We start from the raw sequence: 18,030 nt of genomic DNA, 5'->3' as shown, positions 1-18,030 counted from the left end.
CTGCTTTATTTCACTCTGTCACGATCACCACCGGTTTACTCCCGGTGGTAAGGATGATTGGTGGTAATGCTCCAGGCGCGGTACAGGCTTTCCGCCACCAGAACGCGCACTAACGGATGCGGCAGCGTCAGCGGCGAGAGCGACCAGCTCTGCTCCGCCGCGGCTTTGCATGCCGGAGCCAGCCCTTCAGGCCCGCCGATCAGCAGGCTGACGTTGCGGCCGTCCTGCTTCCAGCGTTCCAACTGCTGCGCCAGCTGCGGCGTATCCCACGGTTTACCGGGGATATCCAGCGTAACAATTCTATTACCTTTGCCGACGGCCGCCAGCATTTGTTCGCCTTCCTTTTCCAGAATGCGTTTGATATCGGCATTTTTGCCGCGCTTGCCCGCCGGGACTTCGGTCAGTTCAAACGGCATATCTTTCGGAAAGCGGTGCAGATAATCCATAAAGCCGGTCTGCACCCAGTCCGGCATTTTGGTGCCAACTGCGACCAGTTGCAATTTCACCGCTTAGCTCCAGAGTTTTTCCAGTTCATACAGCCGGCGGCTTTCTTCCTGCATGACGTGCACGATAACTTCGCCCAGATCGACAACGATCCAGTCGGAGGCCTCCTGGCCTTTCATGCCGTGCAGATCCATACCTGCGGCGCGGGACTCTTGCACCACGTGGTCGGCGATCGACATTACGTGACGCGTAGATGTGCCGGTGCAGATGATCATACAGTCGGTGATGCTGGATTTACCCTGAACGTTCAGAGCGATAATATCCTGGCCTTTAAGATCGTCGATCTTGTCGATAACGAAGTCTTGGAGCGCTTTACCTTGCAAAGGTTCCCCCTGGGATGGTGAGCTTGAAAAATAGCGGCGCAGTATATCATGCGCCTATCGCTAACGATATAAACCCTGTAATTCGATATAACGCTGCACCGAACGCGGCAGTAAGTCATCACAGCTGGCGCCCTGGTGGCGGCGCTCACGAATTTCGGTGGCGGAAATTTCCAGCAGTGGCGTATCCGCCAGATACAGCGAACCGTGCGGCCGGCTGCGGAGCGCTGCCGGATCGCTGACGCGGTGGGCTTCCAGCCAGCGCTGTAGCGTCGGTGTTTCCATATGGTCGTTGTAACCCGGGCGGGCCAGCACCAGCAGGTGGCACAGGCTGAGCAGGTCTTGCCAGCGTTGCCATTTATGCAGGCTCAGCAGCGAGTCCTGGCCGATAATAAACGCCAGCGGCTGAGCCGGGCCACGTTCCTGACGAATCGCCTCCAGCGTTTCGACGGTATACGACGGCGTGGTGCGGTGCAACTCGCGGTCGTCAACGGCAAACAGCGGGTTGCCGGCGATCGCCAGCTCTACCATTTTCAGCCGCTGCCGGGCATTGGCTTCCGGCTGCGGGCGGTGCGGGGGCACATGGTTCGGCAGCAGGGCAACCTGGTCCAGCCCCACTTCCCGGGCCAGCGCCTCGACCGGCCGCAGGTGGCCGTAATGGATGGGATCGAACGTACCGCCGAACAGCGCGTGCAGCCCGGCGGCTGCGGGTGTGTTAGTAGACATCGGAAAAACTCGTAGCCAGCGGTTTACCGCAGATCAACATCGACAGGGATTCCAGTTCCGGCCAGACCGACTGGCCGTAATCCTGCTTGAGGGTGACCTCAATATGCGCCAGCAGCCGTACCGCCTGCTGCAGCTGCGCGGCCGACAGGCGCTGCAGCGCCTGGGTCACCAGGTTACGGCGGTTTTGCCACACCTTATGCTGGTCGAACAGCGTACGCAGCGGCGTTGTCGCCATCCGGCGCTGCAGGGTGAGCAATTGCATCAGTTCGCGCTGCAGCGTGCGCAGCAGGATCACCGGTTCGACATCTTCCTGACGCAGCTGCTGCAGAATATGCCAGGCGCGCTTGCTTTTGCCGGCCAGCAGGGCATCGAGCCAGTGATACGGGGAAAAGTGCGCGGCGTCATTGACCGCCTGCTCAACGCGCGGCAGCGTCAGTTTGCCGTCCGGATGCAGCAGGGCCAGACGCTCCAGCGCCTGCGCCAGCGCCAGCAGGTTACCTTCGTAGCAGTAGCACAGCAGCTGATTGGCCGGCTCGTCCAGTTCCAGCTGCATCGCTTTGGCGCGCTTGGCGACCCAGCGCGGCAACTGCGCCTGTTCCGGCGTCTGGCAGGTGACGTAGACGCCGTTTGTGCCCAGCGCCTTGAACCAGGCGCTGTTTTCCTGCGCTTTGGTCAGCCGCGGGCCGCGCAGCATTAGAATGATATCCTCGTGCAGCAACGCCGCCAGTTTGACCAGCTGTTCGCCGATCGGGGCGGTCGGGCCGTTTTCCGGCAGGATCAGCAGCAGCGTTTGCCGGCTGGCGAACAGGCTCATCGACTGACAGATACTGAAGATGGCGTCCCAGTCGGTATGGGCGTCAAGGGAGATGCTGTAATGTTCGCTGAACTGTTGCTGCACTGCCGCCTGACGAATCAGGTCCTGGCTTTCCTGCAGCAACAGCGGCTCATTACCGCACAGTAGATAACAAGCGCGCAGCCCCTCTCGGAGCTGCGCGGCAAGTTGTTCAGGATAGAGACGGGTCATTGCGCTGGGCGGCTTTCCGCGTTTTTATCGGCCGCCGCGGCCTGCTGCTGGGCTTCTTCTTCCGCAGCATGCACCGTCAGCAGCTTACGCACCAGCTGTTGCGCCGCCTGCTCGCGCATTTCCTGCAGGATGATCTCCTGCTCGGAGTCTTTCGCCAGAGCGGTCAGCGGGTTATCGAAGAACGAACGGAAGACTTTGGCCTTGAGCGGATAAATATCGTGGCCCGGAATCAACACCTGCGCATCCACCGTCATCACCATCTGGTACTCGGCGGTCTTACCGTCCTGGAAGATAGACACGGTATCCTGCCCCTGTGAGGAACTGACGATGCGCAGCGACGGCACATCTTTACGCGTCGCGTCTTTCACAATGGTTACGCCGTTGGCGCGCAGCTGTGCGCGTACCGCGCGGGTCAGCGGACCGTATGGGTCATAGCTGTCCAGCATCAGCGTTTTCATCTCTGATGGTACCTGCGTGGTGCCACGCAGGTGATAACCGCAGCCGGCGGTGATCAGCACCACCAGCCCCAGCAACAACGTTGTAATACGAAGTCGCACAACCCCTCCTTGTGTTAACCCACAACCAGGTTAAGCAATTTGCCAGGAACGTAGATCACTTTACGAATTGTGACTCCGTCCAGATATTTAGCCACCAGATGCTCTTCGGCGGCGCGTTCACGCACTTGTTCTTCGCTGGCATCGGCCGGCACGGTAATTTTAGCGCGTACCTTGCCGTTAACCTGTACCACCACCAGTTTGGAATCTTCCACCATTGCGGCGTCATCGGCAACCGGCCATGGCGCGACGTCGATATCACCTGCGCCGCCCAGCGCCTGCCACAGGCTGAAGCAGACGTGCGGGGTGAACGGATACAGCATGCGCACCACCGCCAGCAGGGCTTCCTGCAGCAGAGCGCGATCCTGTTCGCTGTCCTGCGGCGCACGGCCCAGCTTGTTCATCAGCTCCATCACGGCGGCGATCGCGGTGTTGAAGGTCTGACGACGGCCGATATCGTCGGTGACTTTGGCAATGGTTTTGTGGACGTCGCGACGCAGCGCTTTCTGTGCGTCGTTCAGGTCTGCCGCGTCAAACGGCTGTACCGCGCCTTTTTCCACGTGGTCATAGGCCAGTTTCCACACGCGCTTCAGGAAGCGGTTTGCGCCTTCCACGCCGGATTCCTGCCATTCCAGCGTCATTTCCGCCGGTGACGCGAACATCATAAACAGACGCACGGTATCGGCGCCGTATTTTTCCACCATTTCCTGCGGGTCGATGCCGTTGTTCTTCGACTTCGACATTTTGCTCATGCCAGCATAGACCAGTTCACGGCCTTGCGGATCGGTCGCTTTGGTAATACGGCCTTTTTCATCGCGCTCGATGGTGGCGTCTACCGGAGAAACCCAGTTGCGCTCGCCATTGTTGCCGGTGTAGTAAAAGGCATCCGCCAGCACCATGCCCTGGCACAGCAGGCGTTTCGCCGGCTCGTCAGAATCCACCAGACCCGCGTCGCGCATCAGCTTGTGGAAGAAGCGGAAGTACATCAGGTGCATGATGGCGTGTTCGATGCCGCCGATATATTGATCGACCGGCAGCCAGTAGTTGGCCGCGGCCGGATCCAGCATGCCCTGATCGTACTGCGGGCAGGTATAGCGCGCGTAATACCAGGACGATTCCATAAAGGTATCGAAGGTGTCGGTTTCACGCAGCGCCGGCTGGCCGTTGACGGTGGTTTTCGCCCACTCGGCGTCGGCTTTGATCGGGCTGGTGATGCCGTCCATCACGACGTCTTCCGGCAGCAGCACCGGCAGTTGATCTTCCGGCGTCGGCATCACGGTGCCGTCTTCCAGCGTCACCATCGGGATTGGCGCGCCCCAGTAGCGCTGACGGGATACGCCCCAGTCGCGTAGGCGGTAGTTGACCTTGCGCTGGCCGACGCCTTTTTCCACCAGTTTATCGGCGATGGCGTTAAAGCCGGCGTCGTGATCCAGGCCGTCAAATTCGCCGGAATTGAACAGCGCGCCTTTTTCCGTCATGGCTTCGCTGCTGATGTCCGGCTGGCTGCCGTCAAGGTTCAGGATCACCGCTTTGATCGGCAGGCTGTATTTGGTGGCGAACTCCCAGTCGCGCTGGTCGTGCGCCGGTACCGCCATCACTGCGCCGGTGCCGTATTCCATCAGCACGAAGTTGGCGACCCAGATCGGCAGTTTTTCGCCGCTCAGCGGATGGATGGCATACAGGCCGGTGGCCATGCCTTTTTTCTCCATGGTCGCCATATCGGCTTCCGCCACTTTGGTGTTGCGGCATTCTTCGATGAATTCGCCCAGCGCCGGATTATTCAGCGCGCCCTGCTGCGCCAGCGGGTGGCCGGCGGCGACTGCGACGTAGGTGGCACCCATAAAGGTGTCCGGGCGGGTGGTATAGACGGTGACGTTTTCGTCGCTGCCGTCGACGTCGAAGGTGATTTCCACCCCTTCGGAGCGGCCAATCCAGTTACGCTGCATGGTCTTGACCTGCTCAGGCCAGTCTTCGAGCTGGTCCAGGTCATTCAGCAGCTGGTCGGCGTAATCGGTGATTTTGATAAACCACTGTGGGATCTCTTTGCGCTCGACTTTGGTATCGCAGCGCCAGCAGCAGCCGTCGATCACCTGCTCGTTGGCCAGCACCGTCATATCGTTCGGGCACCAGTTCACCGCCGAGGTTTTCTTGTAAACCAGGCCTTTTTCATACAGCTTGGTGAAGAACCACTGTTCCCAACGGTAGTAGTCAGGCTTGCAGGTGGCGATTTCGCGATCCCAGTCGTAGCCGAAGCCCAGCAGTTTCAGCTGGTTCTTCATATATTCGATGTTGTCGTAGGTCCACGGCGCCGGCGCGGTGTTGTTTTTTACCGCGGCGCCTTCCGCCGGCAGGCCGAAGGCGTCCCAGCCGATAGGCTGCAGCACGTTTTTACCCAGCATGCGCTGGTAACGGGAGATCACGTCGCCGATGGTGTAGTTACGCACATGGCCCATGTGTAGGCGACCGGAAGGGTAAGGCAGCATGGAGAGGCAGTAGTATTTCTCCTTGCTGGCGTCTTCGGTCACTTTAAACGTCTGTTTTTCTTGCCAGTGGCTCTGTACGTTCGATTCTATCTCTTCGGGGCGGTATTGCTCTTGCATGGCGGCTGGTGGTCCTGTTAAGAAAGCAGCTACGTCCGTAGCATTTTGTTTAGTATTTAGATCCGCATAGCATAGCTGATAAGACCTGTTGGCAACAACTCCAAGCGCCGCCGTTGGCGCGTATTTCGCAAAAAGAAAGCGACATCCGGACACCGGTCGCGAAAATCCCGCCATTAGCCAAGAGACATCAGCCGTTTACGACTAAAATAAGAAAAGATGGCTTAAGGGGAAATCCTGTCACTGGGTTCATTGAGGAGAAGCTATGAACAAGGTTGCTCAGTATTACCGCGAACTGTTGGCGTCGCTGACCGAACGTTTGAAAAATGGCGAACGAGACATTGACCAACTGGTCGCCAGCGCCGAAAAACGGCTGGATGAAGCCGGAGAGCTGACGCGCGATGAAGTGGCGCAGCTGAAGCAGGCGGTGCGGCGCGACCTGGAAGAGTTTGCCCGCAGCTATCAGGAAAGCCGCGAGGAGTTCACCGACAGCGTGTTTATGCGGATGATCAAAGAAAGCCTGTGGCAGGAGCTGGCGGACATCACCGATAAAACCCAGCTGGAGTGGCGCGAAGTGTTTAAGGATGTCAGCCATCACGGCGTGTACCACAGCGGCGAGGTGGTCGGGCTGGGTAATCTGGTGTGTGAGCAGTGCCACCACCATCTGGCGTTTTACACGCCGGAAGTGCTGCCGCGCTGTCCGAAGTGCGGGCATGACCAGTTTCAGCGCCGGCCGTTTGAGCCTTGATAGCGTCAGCGGCCCGTAGGTTGAAGGGCCGCTCTGGCAACACCTCTAATAAAGCGGCGTGGTTTGCAGCTTGCCGTTGAGACGCCATAGCGAAAAACTCGCGCCGTATACCCGGGCAGAGGGTTGAACGCCCCGTTTCTTTTTCTCAGGTGATTCCAGGATAACCATAAAGTTATAGGCTTTTCCCGCTGCAAATGCGTAATTGAAATCAGTAACGCATCGTTCTGCTGACGCGCTCACCGCCAGCCCGTATTTTTCTAACGTATTGTTATCGCTGCCGACTTCATTAATACGTATCGTTACGATTTGTTCATCCGCTTCGGGCTGAACAATCACGCACGCCTTGTTTGCCACGGTAGTGACTGGCGCTTTATAGTGCTTTGGCCTGGGATCGTTGAGATGCACGCAGCCGGGGAGTAACGATATAGCGGTGATTAAAGTCCTTTTTATTATCTGCATGGATTTAATTGATAGAGCTTATAACCAGCTCACCATCCCTCTCTTTTAAAGTGAAGCTAACGCCGTATAAGCGGGCTGCCGGCACGATGCCTTTTCTCTTTTTATCTTGCGAACGTAGGGTGATGGAAAGGGTGTAAGTATGACCGGCTCTAAACGGATAGTTGTATGGCGGTATGCATTTATCGGCTGAAACCGCTAAGCCGTCGCCATCATAATATTTGTTAAATATGCTTTCATCGTTACCGGGTTCATCAATACTCAGGGAGACCATTTTTTCATCCCCTTCGGGCTGAATTAACACGCAGATGTGATTGGCAACGACCACCACGGATGCTTTATAGCTTTTCGCGCGTGGATCGCCAAGGTGGAAACAGCCGCTAAGGAGTGAAGCAAGGGTAAGCAGTATAGGTATCTTTTTCATAGTTATCATTGTGATATAAGGTTTTCGAGAAAGAGGTATTTCCCAACGGTTACGTCAATCGCTGAACTCGTTACATTGCATGTGCTATAACCAAGCGCGCAGCGGCAAAGGGCTGCTCACCCCATGGCGTTTTATCTATTTTGGCGGAGTTTATTCTGTGCTATTACCTCTTTATCCACGTAAAGTTAATTGATAGAACTGACAACCAGCTCACCATTCTTGTCTGTTAAAGTGAAGCCGACGCCGTATGCGCGTCCTGAGGGTACGATACCTTTCCTCTCTTTATCTCGTGATTGCAGGGTGATGGAAATGGTGTAAGTATGGCCGGCTTTAAACGGATAGTTGTAGGTCGGTATACATTTACCAGATGAAACTTTTAATCCGTAATCATCAAAAACTTTGTTGAACCCGTTTTCTTTGTTACCTATTTCCTCGATATTCAGTGTGATCATTTTTTCATCCACCTCGGGTTGAATGAATACGCAGACGTGATTGGCGACGACTACTGCGGATGCATTATAGAGCTTTACACGTGGATCACCGAGGTGAAAACAGCCGCTAAGGAGTGAAGCAAGGGTGAGCGGCGTGAGCGTTTTTCTCATGGTTATCATTGTGATAATAAGTTGATAAAATTATATTTTTCCATCGCTTACGCCTTATCGGTGCCGAATTAATTTATAGAGCTTATAACCAGCTCGTCATCCTTACCCGTTAAGGTGAAGCTGACGTCGTATAAACGCGCTGTTGGCACGATGCCTTTGCTCTTTTTATCTTGCGAACGCAGGGTAATGGAAACATTGTAAGTATGGCCGGCTCTAAACGGATAGTTGTATGTCGGTATGCATTTGTCAGATGCAACTGCCAAGCCGTCACCATCATAAAATTTATTGAATATGTTATCCTTATTACCTACTTCATCAATACTGAGGGAGACCATTTTTTCATCTCCCTCGGGCTGAGTTAACACGCAAATATTATTGGCAACGACCATTGCTGAGGCGTTATAGAGCTTTGCTCGCGGATCGCCGAGGTGGAAGCACCCGCAGAGAAAGAAGGGTAAAATAAAAACAAATAATGAATTTTTCATCGTTATCACCATTGTTTAAAAAAATCAGATAGGGTGTGTTTATACTTATGAACAATGTATTTATCGGTGACCCCACGGAAGTTTATATTATCACCAATTTTTGATAGCCACTCATTATAACCACGATTCTTAAGGTAAAAATAATCCGCGATGATAGAGGCTTGCTGTTCCATAGGATAGTCCTTAAGCCTTCTTTTGCCATCCAGGCGGTAAGTGTAATCCGCAATCCAGCTGAAAAGCCCACGGCTTCGTACCCACATACCATGCTGATATTGCCATACGTGTACGAGTTCGTGGATAAACATGTGTTGTCTGTTTATTGGCGCAGCTGAAAAATCTGGGCGATACAAGGCTTGCCGAAACCATAATTCACCATTTGGCGCCATCGCCGTATGGCTTGCCTGCAGGACAAAGGGGAGGTAGCTGTCGCAGTGAACCCTCACGGTATTATAAATAATTGAGTTGCCAAATATTGAACGGCCAATATTATCTCGCCGAGCGTCAATGGCCGGCTAATGCCTTCCTGTATCTCTGTTGTTTTCTCCATTCTTGGGACTCCCTGTCCAGAATAAAAGCGGATAAAACTATTTTTACTCCATAGCGTCAATAGCGGAACGCGTTACCTTTTTTATCACTATGACGGAAATAGCAAGCCGGGCCGTATCTTTGGCCCGGTTAAATAGCGCTATTTATTTCTTCGTTATGCGAGAGGAATTAATAACGCGTCAGACAGTCTAGCAATAGATCAATAAAGCCGGCCCGATCGATATTGGTCAGCACCTGCACGTTGGGCGTTTTGCCGGTTTGTTGCAGATCGTCCACCACGGTTTGTCCCAGGGTATATTCGCCTTTGGTTTCCACGCCGACCCAGCGTTCGCGGCTGTCAAACAGCTCTGGCGCCAGCAGCCAGGCGATGGTGCACGGGTCGTGCATCGCGGCGCCCGGCAGCCCGCGCGGGTGGTTGAGGTATATCGGCAGGTAGAAGTCGAGCATCTCGGCTACCGCCTGTGCCACCGGGTTGGCGATGGCGCGGATGCGCTCTGCCTCCTGAGGCAGCACAAACGCCTGATGGGTGACGTTGAGGCCCGCCATGGTCAACGGCACGCCGGACTGCAACACCATTTCCGCCGCTTCCGGATCGACGTAGATATTAAATTCGGCCACCGGCGTGGCGTTGCCGCCGTGAAGCGCGCCGCCCATAAAGACGATGCGCTCGATGCGGGGCTTGAGGTCGGGGTACTGCGCCAGCAGCAGGGCGATATTGGTCATCGGCCCGGTAACCACCAGCGTGATCGGTTCCGGGCTGGTGCGCAGCAGGCTGGCGATCAGTTCAACCGCGGTGTGCGGCGCCGGTTTGATGCCCGGCGTCGGTAAATGGGTGTTGCCCATACCGGTGCTACCGTGTACGTGCTCTGCGATCACCAGCTCGCGCAGCAGCGGTTTGGCGGCGCCGGCGGCGACCGGGATATCTTCCCGCTGCATCAGCGTCAGCAGGCCGAGGGCGTTATGCAGGGTTTTCTCCGGCGTCTGGTTGCCGGCGGAGGTGGTGATGGCCTTGATGTCCAGCTGCGGCGCGCGCAGCGCCATCGCCAGCGCAATGGCGTCATCAAGTCCGGGGTCGCAATCGATAATAATAGGGCGTGGCATCGTGTTCTCTCTGCTCTTTTGGATTTACTCCGAGCATCGGATCAAACCAGGCGGGATACAAGGACTTTTAATGCGCCCCGGACGGGGCGCATGGGGGGAGATCAGTGCAGAATTTTCGCCAGGAAGTCTTTGGCGCGATCGGATTGCGGGTTGTTAAAGAACTCGTCCTTATCACGATCCTCAACAATTTTTCCTTCATCCATAAAGATCACCCGGTTGGCTACTTTACGGGCGAAACCCATTTCGTGGGTGACCACCATCATGGTCATGCCTTCCTGCGCCAGTTCCACCATTACGTCCAGAACTTCGTTAATCATCTCCGGATCCAGCGCTGACGTCGGTTCGTCAAACAGCATGGCGATTGGGTCCATACACAGCGCGCGGGCAATCGCCACGCGCTGCTGCTGGCCGCCGGAAAGCTGCGCCGGATATTTATCCGCGTGGGCGGTCAGCCCGACGCGTTTGAGCAGCGCCTGGCCTTTTTCACGTGCTGCCGCCTTGTCGCGCTTCAGGACTTTTACCTGCGCCAGGATCAGGTTTTCGATGATCGACAGGTGCGGGAACAGCTCAAAATGTTGAAATACCATGCCGACTTTGGCGCGCAGCTGCGCCAGATTGGTGGATTTCAGGTTCACCTGGGTGTCGTTGACGCGGATTTCTCCCTGCTGGATCGGCTCCAGCCCGTTAACGGTTTTGATCAAGGTCGACTTGCCTGAGCCTGAAGGACCGCAGACCACGACGACCTCGCCTTTTTTTACTTCTGTGGAGCAGTCGGTCAGCACTTGAAAGTGACCGTACCACTTGGAAACATTTTTCAGGGAAATCATCAAACAGTCCTTTTCTTCAAATAGCTTACCAGCGCCGAGGCGGCAATGCTGATGACAAAATAGACAAAGCCGGCGAACAGGATCATTTCCACCTGCGTGCCGTCACGTTCGCCGATGGTCGACGCGGTACGGAAGAAGTCAGCCAGGCTCAGCACGTAAACCAGCGAGGTATCCTGGAACAGTACGATGCCCTGCGTCAGCAGCAGCGGCACCATGGCGCGGAACGCCTGCGGCAAAATCACCAGCTGCATCGACTGCCAGTGGCTCATGCCCAGCGCTAATGCGGCAGAGGACTGGCCGCGCGATACGCTTTGGATCCCCGCGCGGATAATCTCCGAGTAGTAGGCGGCCTCGAACAGCGAAAAGGCTACCATAGCCGAAATCAGACGAATATCGGTTTGCGGCGACAGCCCAAGAACCTTTTGTAATAAGCTAGGCACGACCAGATAGAACCACAGCAGCACCATCACCAGCGGCACTGAGCGGAACAGGTTGACATAGAGCGTGGCGAACCAGCTTATCGGCTTAAACGGCGATAAGCGCATGACCGCCAGCAGCGTTCCCCAGATGATGCCGAAAATAACCGCCGTCACGGTGATTTTCAGGGTGATCACCATGCCCTGCAGCAGATAGGGGAAGCTTGGCACAATCGATGCCCAGTCAAATTCGTACATTATTTACTCCCCATATTGCCAGGCAACTGCACTTTACGTTCCACCATGCGCATGATCAGCATAATGACGGCGTTGATGCCGATATAGGCCAGCGTAATTGCGGTAAATGATTCATAGGCGTGAGCGGAGTAGTCCAGCAGTTTGCCGGCCTGTGCGGCCATATCCACCAGGCCGATGGTTGAAGCGATGGCCGAGTTTTTCACCAGGTTCAGCATTTCCGAGGTCATCGGCGGTACGATCACCCGGTAGGCGTTCGGCAGCAGCACGTAGCGGTAGGTTTGCGGCAGCGTCAGCCCCATCGCCAGTCCGGCGGCCTGTTGCCCGCGCGGCAGGGATTGAATCGCGGCGCGCACCTGCTCGCAGACGCGGGCGGCGGTAAACAGCCCCAGGCACAGCATGGAGGAGACAAAAAACTGTACGTTCGGGTCAAGCTCGGTTTTAAACCACATGCCGAGATCGGGCGGCAACAGTTCCGGCACCACCAGATACCAGGTAAAGAACTGCACGATCAGCGGTACGTTGCGGAACAGCTCAACGTAGACGGTGCCGATACCGGACAGGAAACGGTTGGGAACGGTGCGCAGAATACCGAACAGCGAACCGACAAAGAAAGCGATGATCCATGCGCAGACGGAGAGGGCGACCGTCACCTGAAAGCCGGACCAGATCCAGCCCAGGTAGGTGGTATTGCCGAACGGCGCCTGCTGCAGGAAGATCCCCCAGTTCCAATCTATTGACATAAAAAACTCCGATAAGCCGATCTACCCGTCACCATTCGCGTTACCGGGGCGGTAACGTGTGGGGGTATGAAACATTGACGGCTGTCTGACGTCGGGTGCCGCGGCCAGTTAGTCTGGCTCAGTTAGGCAGTCCGGCGTCGGGGGAAAATACGGCAGGGGAACGACCTGCCGTATACCTGTCTGTCCCGCCGTCAACGGGGCGGGTTCGGCGTTGCCGCCGTGCCCGCTTTGTTGTTATTAGTTCAGAACCTTATCGTTAGGGGCTTTGAACAGCTGCTTCATATCGTCGGACAGTTCAAAGTTCATATTCAGATTTTTTGGCGGGATAGGCTGTTTGAACCACTTATCAAACCATTTGGCGGCTTCACCGGAGGTTTGCGCCTGGGCGATGGTGTCATCAACCAGCTTTTTGAAGTCGGCATCGTCTTTACGCATCATACAGCCGTAAGCCTCTTTCGACTGCGGCGTGCCGATGATCTCCCATTGGTCCGGCTTCTTGGCTTTGGCGCGTTCGCCGGCTAGCAGGGCATCATCCATCATAAACGCCACCGCGCGGCCGCTTTCCAGCGTGCGGAAAGAGTCGCCGTGATCTTTGGCGCTGATGATGCGCATTTTCATCTGATCCTTATCGTTCAGCTTGTGCAGCAGCACTTCAGAGGTGGTGCCGGAGGTGACCACCACCGGTTTGCCGGCCAGATCTTTGAAGTCTTTCACGTCGGAGCCTTTTTTCGCCAGCAGGCGGGTGCCGACGATAAAGATGGTATCGGAGAAGGCGGCCTGTTTCTGGCGCTCGACGTTGTTGGTAGTGGAACCGCACTCGAAGTCATAGGTGCCGTTTTGCAGCAAAGGAATACGGTTTTGCGAGGTGATAGGCAGCAGCTTCACCTTCAGGTCGGGAGCGTTGAGCTTTTTCTTGATGGCGTCGATGATTTGGTTTGAGTAGGTCTGAGAATAGCCCACCACTTTCTGCTGGTTGTCGTAATAGGAGAAAGGAACTGAAGATTCACGGTGACCGACAACGATCACGCCGTTGTCTTTGATTTTCTTCAGCGTACCGGTCAATTCTTCCGCGTGGGCTACGCTGCCTGCCATCCCAATCAGCAGTAACGATAACGCCAGTTTACGCATGTGCATGGTCCAACTCCTTGCTGTTGTGGTGGTTCTGACGAAAGCGCGTCAGAGTGAAAATGGTTGTTTATTGCTCACATTATAAAGATAGTCTTAGAACAGATTACCGTTAGAAAATAGCCGATTGTGAACAAAATGAAACCAATATGTTTCGTAATTTGAGACATCACGCGCACCAAATAGATGCAATAAAATCCGGCGGCACCGTTATGGTGCGGCGGATTTGCCAGGCCGCGTCATCTCAGGTAACGCCGACGCGCAGGCAGAATAAACAAAGCAAGGAGCATGCCAGGAGAGAGGGGAAGGGCTGAAGAAAGGGGGGACGCGCGGCGGCATCCCCCGTGAGGCAGATTAACGGCGGCGCAGGCCGAACAACAGCGCCAGGCCGCCCAGCAGGGCGGTAATCACCCACAGCGGCAGGCCGCCGAAGCGGGCGTACGGCGTGATGCCGGTGGTCGGGGTCACCTTCACCTCCAGCACCTGGCGGGTGAACTGCGGAAGCTCGGCGATGACGTCGCCGGTTGGTCCAACCGCGGCGGTGACGCCGTTATTGGTGCTGCGCAGCAGCGGCCGGCCCAGCTCCAGGGCGCGCATGCGTGCCATCTGGAAGTGCTGCCACGGGCCGATAGAGTGGCCGAACCAGGCGTCGTTGGAGATGGTCAGCAGGAAGTTGGTATTCGGACGGAAGTTGTCGCGCACCTGCTGGCCCAGCACGATTTCATAGCAAATCGCCGCCGTCAGATCGTAGCCCTGCACCTTGAGCGGCGACTGGACATAATTGCCACGGCTGAAGGAGGACATGGGTAAGTCGAAGAACGGCGCCAGCGGCCGCAGCAGCGTTTCCAGCGGCACGAATTCGCCGAACGGCACCAGGTGGTGTTTGTTGTAGCGGTCGGCGGCCGGGTAGCGGTACGGCTCTTTTTCACCCAGAACAATCACGCTGTTAAAGTATTCCGTGCCCTGCCGGGTGGCGCGGGCGTCCACAATGCCGGTGATCAGGCTGCTGTGTTTGGCGCGCACCAGATCGTCCATCATGGTCAGAAAACCGTTCTGGTTGCTTTCCACGTCGGGAATGGCCGACTCCGGCCAGATAATCATCGACGCTTTGCCCACGTAAGGACGGGTGGCGTCCAGATAGGCCTGCAGTGTGCTGACCAGCGCCTGCGGATCCCACTTCAGCGACTGGGCAATGTTGCCCTGCACCATGGCGACGCTGACCGCCTTGTCGGGCTGCGGGGTAAACCAGTGCAGCTGACGCAGCGGCCACGGCAGCAGCAGCATGGCGACGGCGATCGCCGCCGGCAGGATGCGGCGCCGTGCGGCGGCGTACACCAGCAGGCCGCTCAGCGACATCAGCACAAAGGTGATGCTGTCGACGCCCAGCAGCGGCGCCAGGCCTTTCAGCGGGCCGTTGATCTGGCTGTAGCCGAACTGCAGCCAGGGGAAGCCGGTCAGCACCCAGCCGCGCAGGAACTCGGTGACCTGCCACAGCGCCGGGGCGGCGACCGCCAGCCGCAGCCAGTGGGTTTGCGGCCAGAGGCGCGTCAGCAGGCCGGCAAACAGCCCGGTGTACAGGGAAAGGTAGGCGGCAAGCAGCGCCACCAGGAAGATATTGACGGCGAACGGCATCCCGCCGAAGTCGGCGATGCTGACGTACACCCAGTTGATGCCGCTGCCGAACAGCCCCATCCCCCAGATAAAGCCGAGCAGCGCCGACTGCCGCACGCTGCGGTTAAGCGTGACCGCCAGCAGTCCGCACAGGGAAACGATGGCCGCCGGCCAGATATCATAAGGAGAAAACGCCAGCGTGCCGCAGGCGCCGGTCAACAGCGCCAGCAGGGCGCGAACCCGCTGGCGATCGAATAAAGAGGCGTTGGCCATGTGAAATTTAGTCTTCCAGTTTCGGTTGCGGAGCGTTGTCCGGAATTTTTACATGAACCTGGATGATACGTCGACTGTCGGCCATGGCAACTTTAAACAGGTAACCTTCGATTTCAATGGTTTCCCCGCGGGTTGGCAGATGGCCGAAGGCCTGCATGATCAGGCCGCCGATGGTATCGACCTCATCATCGCTGAAGTGGGTATCGAAGGCCTCGTTGAAGTCTTCAATCGCGGTCAGCGCGCGCACGGTGTACATATGGCGGCTGAGCTGGCGGATATCACGATCTTCCTCATCGTCATACTCGTCTTCGATTTCACCGACAATCAGTTCCAGAATGTCTTCAATGGTTACCAGGCCGGAAACGCCGCCGAACTCGTCGATGACGATCGCCATGTGGTAACGCTGGGAGCGGAACTCCTTCAGCATGCGGTCGACCCGCTTGCTTTCCGGCACCACCACCGCCGGGCGCAGCACCCGGTCGATACTGAACGGCTCGGACGCTGCGCGCATAAACGGCAGCAGATCCTTGGCCATCAGAATGCCTTCAATATGGTCTTTGTCTTCGCTGATCACCGGGAAGCGCGAGTGGGCGGACTCGATGATCACGTCCAGACACTCCTCCAGCGGTTGGTTGCGCTTGAGCGTGACCATCTGGGAGCGGGGGATCATGATATCGCGCACCCGCTGCTCGGCGATATCCATCACCCCTTCCAGCATGTCGCGGGTATCGGGGTCGATCAGATCGTTTTGTTCGGAGTCGCGGATAAGTTCGACCAGATCGTCACGGTTTTTCGGTTCGCCGTGGAATAACTGGTTAAGGAGCAGAGTAAAAAAACCCTTCTTGCTACTGGGGCTATCGTTGCTTTGTGAATTGTCGTCGCTCATGGCGTTTTAGTTAATATCACTCATGTCAGAGTAAGGGGTTAGCGACAGCCTCGCGCACGAGGCTGTGGGGTAAGCAGCTAACGTTAAGTGGGATCTTTTTCCGCCAGATAGGGGTCGGGATAGCCCAGCCCCTGCATGATGTCGGTTTCCAAAGATTCCATTTCTTCGGCTTCATCATCGTCGATGTGGTCATACCCTAGCAGATGAAGGCAGCCGTGAACAACCATATGCGCCCAGTGCGCCTCCAGGGCCTTGCCCTGTTCGTTCGCTTCCTGTTCAACCACCTGCCGGCAGATGATCAGATCGCCCAGCAGCGGCAGTTCGATGCCTGGCGGCGCTTCAAACGGGAAGGAGAGCACATTGGTCGGCTTATCTTTGCCGCGGTAGGTCAGATTCAGATCGTGACTTTCCGCTTCGTCCACCAGACGGATGGTGACTTCTGACTCGGGCTGAAACTGCGGCAGCACGCTCTCCAGCCAGCGCTGGAAAGCGGCTTCTTCCGGCAGGCCGGCGGCGTTTTCACAGGCAATCTGTAAATCGAGAATCACCTGGCTCATGGCGTCTCCTGCTCGGAGGCCAGCTGCGCCTCGCGCTTGCGCTGTTCGGCGAGCGCTTCTTTGCGCTTTTGCTCTTCGGCTTCCCAGGCTTCATAGGCGATGACCACGCGCGCCACCACCGGATGACGCACCACGTCTTCGCTGTGGAAGAAGTTGAAGCTGATCTCTTCCACCGCGGACAGCACTTCCACCGCGTGGCGCAGGCCGGATTTCTGGTTGCGCGGCAGGTCGATCTGCGTCACGTCGCCGGTAATTACCGCTTTGGAGTTGAAGCCGATGCGCGTCAGGAACATCTTCATCTGTTCGATGGTGGTGTTCTGACTCTCATCCAGAATGATAAAGGCATCGTTCAGCGTACGGCCGCGCATATAGGCCAGCGGCGCGACTTCGATCACGTTGCGTTCGATCAGCTTTTCAACGCGCTCAAAGCCCAGCATTTCAAACAGGGCGTCGTACAGCGGGCGCAGGTAAGGGTCGACCTTCTGACTGAGATCCCCCGGCAGGAAGCCGAGCTTCTCGCCGGCTTCGACCGCCGGGCGCGTCAGCAGAATGCGGCGCACTTCCTGACGCTCCAGCGCGTCGACGGCGGCGGCCACCGCCAGGTAGGTTTTACCGGTGCCGGCCGGGCCGATGCCGAAGGTGATGTCGTGGTCGAGAATATTGGCGATGTACTGCGCCTGATTCGGCGTACGCGGTTTCACCATACCGCGCTTGGTTTTGATGTTCACCGCTTTGCCGTAATCCGGCACGCTGTCGGCGACCTGTTCCAGCACGCGGCTTTCTTTGATCGCCAGATGAATCTGTTCCGGGTCGATATCGGGGATCACGCCGCGGATCGGCGCCGTATCCACATACAGATGACGCAGAATATCCGCAGCGGCCACCACGCAGGGGTTTTTACCGACCAGTTTAAACCGGTTGTCACGGCGGCTGATTTCAATCCCCAGCCGGCGCTCGAGCTGTTTGATATTGTCATCAAACGGGCCGCACAGGCTGAGCAAACGCTGATTGTCTGCGGGCTCTAACAGAATTTCTTGTGTTGCGACGTTCAAACTATTCCTCTAGGTCACATCGGGCCTGTTGATGTCACGTTGCGCGTACGGGACGCGCGCGTTCAGGGCAAAGCCTGAGTCACATATATCCTGAATAACGTCTCCGGCAGCGAGGCCGAAGTAAGACGGATATACGATGAATTATTCATGGTGCGCGGCAAGCGCGCAAGTTTACCCCTGATCTATCTGTGCGCCAGC

At 56.6% G+C, this 18,030-nt stretch carries 20 protein-coding genes and 1 pseudogene; 1 reads left to right on the top strand and 20 read right to left on the bottom strand.

Going from position 1 to position 18,030, the window contains the following annotated elements; translation table 11 throughout:
* Positions 1-35 precede the first annotated feature (35 nt).
* Genes rlmH through leuS form a run of 6 tightly spaced genes read right to left on the bottom strand, consistent with a single transcriptional unit; the run spans position 36 to position 5,728 of the window.
* On the bottom strand, positions 36-506 hold the full coding sequence (gene rlmH, locus HF675_RS17820) for a 23S rRNA (pseudouridine(1915)-N(3))-methyltransferase RlmH (RefSeq protein WP_015671293.1): 471 nt from the start codon (positions 504-506) through the stop codon (positions 36-38).
* Between the two features lie 3 nt (positions 507-509).
* On the bottom strand, positions 510-827 hold the full coding sequence (gene rsfS / locus HF675_RS17815; protein ID WP_015671294.1) for a ribosome silencing factor: 318 nt from the start codon (positions 825-827) through the stop codon (positions 510-512).
* A gap of 60 nt (positions 828-887) precedes the next feature.
* Positions 888-1,550 (bottom strand): nicotinate-nucleotide adenylyltransferase, encoded by a 663-nt coding sequence (nadD, locus tag HF675_RS17810; protein ID WP_187043522.1) that lies wholly within the window; start codon positions 1,548-1,550, stop codon positions 888-890.
* Positions 1,540-2,574 (bottom strand): DNA polymerase III subunit delta, encoded by a 1,035-nt coding sequence (gene holA / locus HF675_RS17805; RefSeq protein ID WP_105230104.1) that lies wholly within the window; start codon positions 2,572-2,574, stop codon positions 1,540-1,542. The genes nadD and holA overlap by 11 nt, the downstream gene beginning before the upstream one ends.
* Positions 2,571-3,131: an LPS assembly lipoprotein LptE gene (gene lptE, locus HF675_RS17800; RefSeq protein ID WP_187043521.1), complete on the bottom strand. Its 561-nt coding sequence runs from the start codon at positions 3,129-3,131 to the stop codon at positions 2,571-2,573. The genes holA and lptE overlap by 4 nt, the downstream gene beginning before the upstream one ends.
* A 14-nt stretch (positions 3,132-3,145) precedes the next feature.
* Positions 3,146-5,728, bottom strand: a complete 2,583-nt coding sequence (leuS, locus tag HF675_RS17795) for a leucine--tRNA ligase (protein ID WP_187043520.1) — start codon at positions 5,726-5,728, stop codon at positions 3,146-3,148.
* A gap of 262 nt (positions 5,729-5,990) precedes the next feature.
* On the opposite strand from leuS, the gene HF675_RS17790 reads away from it, so the two are divergent.
* Complete coding sequence (locus HF675_RS17790; RefSeq protein WP_187043519.1) at positions 5,991-6,473, top strand: zinc ribbon-containing protein; 483 nt, start codon at positions 5,991-5,993, stop codon at positions 6,471-6,473.
* Positions 6,474-6,518: 45 nt separating this feature from the next.
* On the opposite strand, the gene HF675_RS17785 is transcribed toward HF675_RS17790, so the two are convergent.
* From HF675_RS17785 to HF675_RS17720, 14 genes and pseudogenes are all read right to left on the bottom strand, one after another.
* A complete protein-coding gene (locus HF675_RS17785; protein WP_187043518.1) occupies positions 6,519-6,932 on the bottom strand; it encodes a putative T6SS immunity periplasmic lipoprotein in 414 nt (137 codons plus the stop codon).
* 4 nt (positions 6,933-6,936) lie between these two features.
* A complete protein-coding gene (locus tag HF675_RS17780; RefSeq protein WP_255427303.1) occupies positions 6,937-7,353 on the bottom strand; it encodes a putative T6SS immunity periplasmic lipoprotein in 417 nt (138 codons plus the stop codon).
* Between the two features lie 185 nt (positions 7,354-7,538).
* Positions 7,539-7,955: a putative T6SS immunity periplasmic lipoprotein gene (locus tag HF675_RS17775; RefSeq protein WP_238404511.1), complete on the bottom strand. Its 417-nt coding sequence runs from the start codon at positions 7,953-7,955 to the stop codon at positions 7,539-7,541.
* Positions 7,956-8,023: 68 nt separating this feature from the next.
* Entirely contained in the window at positions 8,024-8,440 is a 417-nt protein-coding gene (locus HF675_RS17770) for a putative T6SS immunity periplasmic lipoprotein (RefSeq protein WP_232251634.1), read from the bottom strand.
* Between the two features lie 5 nt (positions 8,441-8,445).
* Positions 8,446-8,987: pseudogene (locus HF675_RS17765) on the bottom strand (type IV secretion protein Rhs).
* Between the two features lie 167 nt (positions 8,988-9,154).
* Positions 9,155-10,087 carry a pyrimidine-specific ribonucleoside hydrolase RihA gene (rihA, locus tag HF675_RS17760; protein ID WP_105230113.1) on the bottom strand — a complete coding sequence of 311 codons (933 nt, stop codon included), beginning with the start codon at positions 10,085-10,087 and terminating at the stop codon, positions 9,155-9,157.
* A 101-nt stretch (positions 10,088-10,188) separates the two neighbouring features.
* The gene (locus HF675_RS17755) at positions 10,189-10,914 is read right to left on the bottom strand and encodes an amino acid ABC transporter ATP-binding protein (protein WP_105230114.1); all 726 of its coding nucleotides are present in this window, start codon (positions 10,912-10,914) and stop codon (positions 10,189-10,191) included.
* Positions 10,914-11,588 carry a glutamate/aspartate ABC transporter permease GltK gene (gltK, locus tag HF675_RS17750; RefSeq protein ID WP_105230115.1) on the bottom strand — a complete coding sequence of 225 codons (675 nt, stop codon included), beginning with the start codon at positions 11,586-11,588 and terminating at the stop codon, positions 10,914-10,916. Before gltK ends, HF675_RS17755 begins: the two co-directional genes overlap by 1 nt.
* Positions 11,588-12,328: an amino acid ABC transporter permease gene (locus HF675_RS17745; RefSeq protein WP_015671307.1), complete on the bottom strand. Its 741-nt coding sequence runs from the start codon at positions 12,326-12,328 to the stop codon at positions 11,588-11,590. Before HF675_RS17745 ends, gltK begins: the two co-directional genes overlap by 1 nt.
* 237 nt (positions 12,329-12,565) lie before the next feature.
* A complete protein-coding gene (locus tag HF675_RS17740) occupies positions 12,566-13,462 on the bottom strand; it encodes an amino acid ABC transporter substrate-binding protein (protein WP_105230116.1) in 897 nt (298 codons plus the stop codon).
* 345 nt (positions 13,463-13,807) lie between these two features.
* The gene (gene lnt / locus HF675_RS17735; RefSeq protein WP_111737592.1) at positions 13,808-15,337 is read right to left on the bottom strand and encodes an apolipoprotein N-acyltransferase; all 1,530 of its coding nucleotides are present in this window, start codon (positions 15,335-15,337) and stop codon (positions 13,808-13,810) included.
* Positions 15,338-15,344: 7 nt separating this feature from the next.
* On the bottom strand, positions 15,345-16,223 hold the full coding sequence (gene corC, locus HF675_RS17730; RefSeq protein WP_105230118.1) for a CNNM family magnesium/cobalt transport protein CorC: 879 nt from the start codon (positions 16,221-16,223) through the stop codon (positions 15,345-15,347).
* Positions 16,224-16,306: 83 nt separating this feature from the next.
* Complete coding sequence (gene ybeY / locus HF675_RS17725; protein WP_105230119.1) at positions 16,307-16,780, bottom strand: rRNA maturation RNase YbeY; 474 nt, start codon at positions 16,778-16,780, stop codon at positions 16,307-16,309.
* Positions 16,777-17,832, bottom strand: coding sequence for a PhoH family protein (locus HF675_RS17720; RefSeq protein WP_015671312.1), 1,056 nt, complete (start codon positions 17,830-17,832; stop codon positions 16,777-16,779). The genes ybeY and HF675_RS17720 overlap by 4 nt, the downstream gene beginning before the upstream one ends.
* Positions 17,833-18,030 lie beyond the last annotated feature (198 nt).

This window comes from Serratia sp. JUb9, assembly GCF_014298095.1.
Taxonomy (GTDB): Bacteria; Pseudomonadota; Gammaproteobacteria; order Enterobacterales; family Enterobacteriaceae; genus Serratia_B; species Serratia_B rhizosphaerae.
This window is presented reverse-complemented; position numbering and strand designations above follow the sequence as displayed.

Bases quoted from the DNA above. Each gene is read 5' to 3' on its own strand.
- lnt (WP_111737592.1), bottom strand. From the start codon at position 15,337: ATGGCCAACGCCTCTTTATTCGATCGCCAGCGGGTTCGCGCCCTGCTG.
- HF675_RS17770 (WP_232251634.1), bottom strand. From the start codon at position 8,440: ATGAAAAATTCATTATTTGTTTTTATTTTACCCTTCTTTCTCTGCGGG.
- corC (WP_105230118.1), bottom strand. From the start codon at position 16,223: ATGAGCGACGACAATTCACAAAGCAACGATAGCCCCAGTAGCAAGAAG.
- HF675_RS17785 (WP_187043518.1), bottom strand. From the start codon at position 6,932: ATGCAGATAATAAAAAGGACTTTAATCACCGCTATATCGTTACTCCCC.
- nadD (WP_187043522.1), bottom strand. From the start codon at position 1,550: ATGTCTACTAACACACCCGCAGCCGCCGGGCTGCACGCGCTGTTCGGC.
- HF675_RS17780 (WP_255427303.1), bottom strand. From the start codon at position 7,353: ATGAAAAAGATACCTATACTGCTTACCCTTGCTTCACTCCTTAGCGGC.
- HF675_RS17740 (WP_105230116.1), bottom strand. From the start codon at position 13,462: ATGCACATGCGTAAACTGGCGTTATCGTTACTGCTGATTGGGATGGCA.
- leuS (WP_187043520.1), bottom strand. From the start codon at position 5,728: ATGCAAGAGCAATACCGCCCCGAAGAGATAGAATCGAACGTACAGAGC.
- HF675_RS17745 (WP_015671307.1), bottom strand. From the start codon at position 12,328: ATGTCAATAGATTGGAACTGGGGGATCTTCCTGCAGCAGGCGCCGTTC.
- HF675_RS17775 (WP_238404511.1), bottom strand. From the start codon at position 7,955: ATGAGAAAAACGCTCACGCCGCTCACCCTTGCTTCACTCCTTAGCGGC.
- ybeY (WP_105230119.1), bottom strand. From the start codon at position 16,780: ATGAGCCAGGTGATTCTCGATTTACAGATTGCCTGTGAAAACGCCGCC.
- rihA (WP_105230113.1), bottom strand. From the start codon at position 10,087: ATGCCACGCCCTATTATTATCGATTGCGACCCCGGACTTGATGACGCC.
- HF675_RS17755 (WP_105230114.1), bottom strand. From the start codon at position 10,914: ATGATTTCCCTGAAAAATGTTTCCAAGTGGTACGGTCACTTTCAAGTG.
- holA (WP_105230104.1), bottom strand. From the start codon at position 2,574: ATGACCCGTCTCTATCCTGAACAACTTGCCGCGCAGCTCCGAGAGGGG.
- gltK (WP_105230115.1), bottom strand. From the start codon at position 11,588: ATGTACGAATTTGACTGGGCATCGATTGTGCCAAGCTTCCCCTATCTG.
- HF675_RS17790 (WP_187043519.1), top strand. From the start codon at position 5,991: ATGAACAAGGTTGCTCAGTATTACCGCGAACTGTTGGCGTCGCTGACC.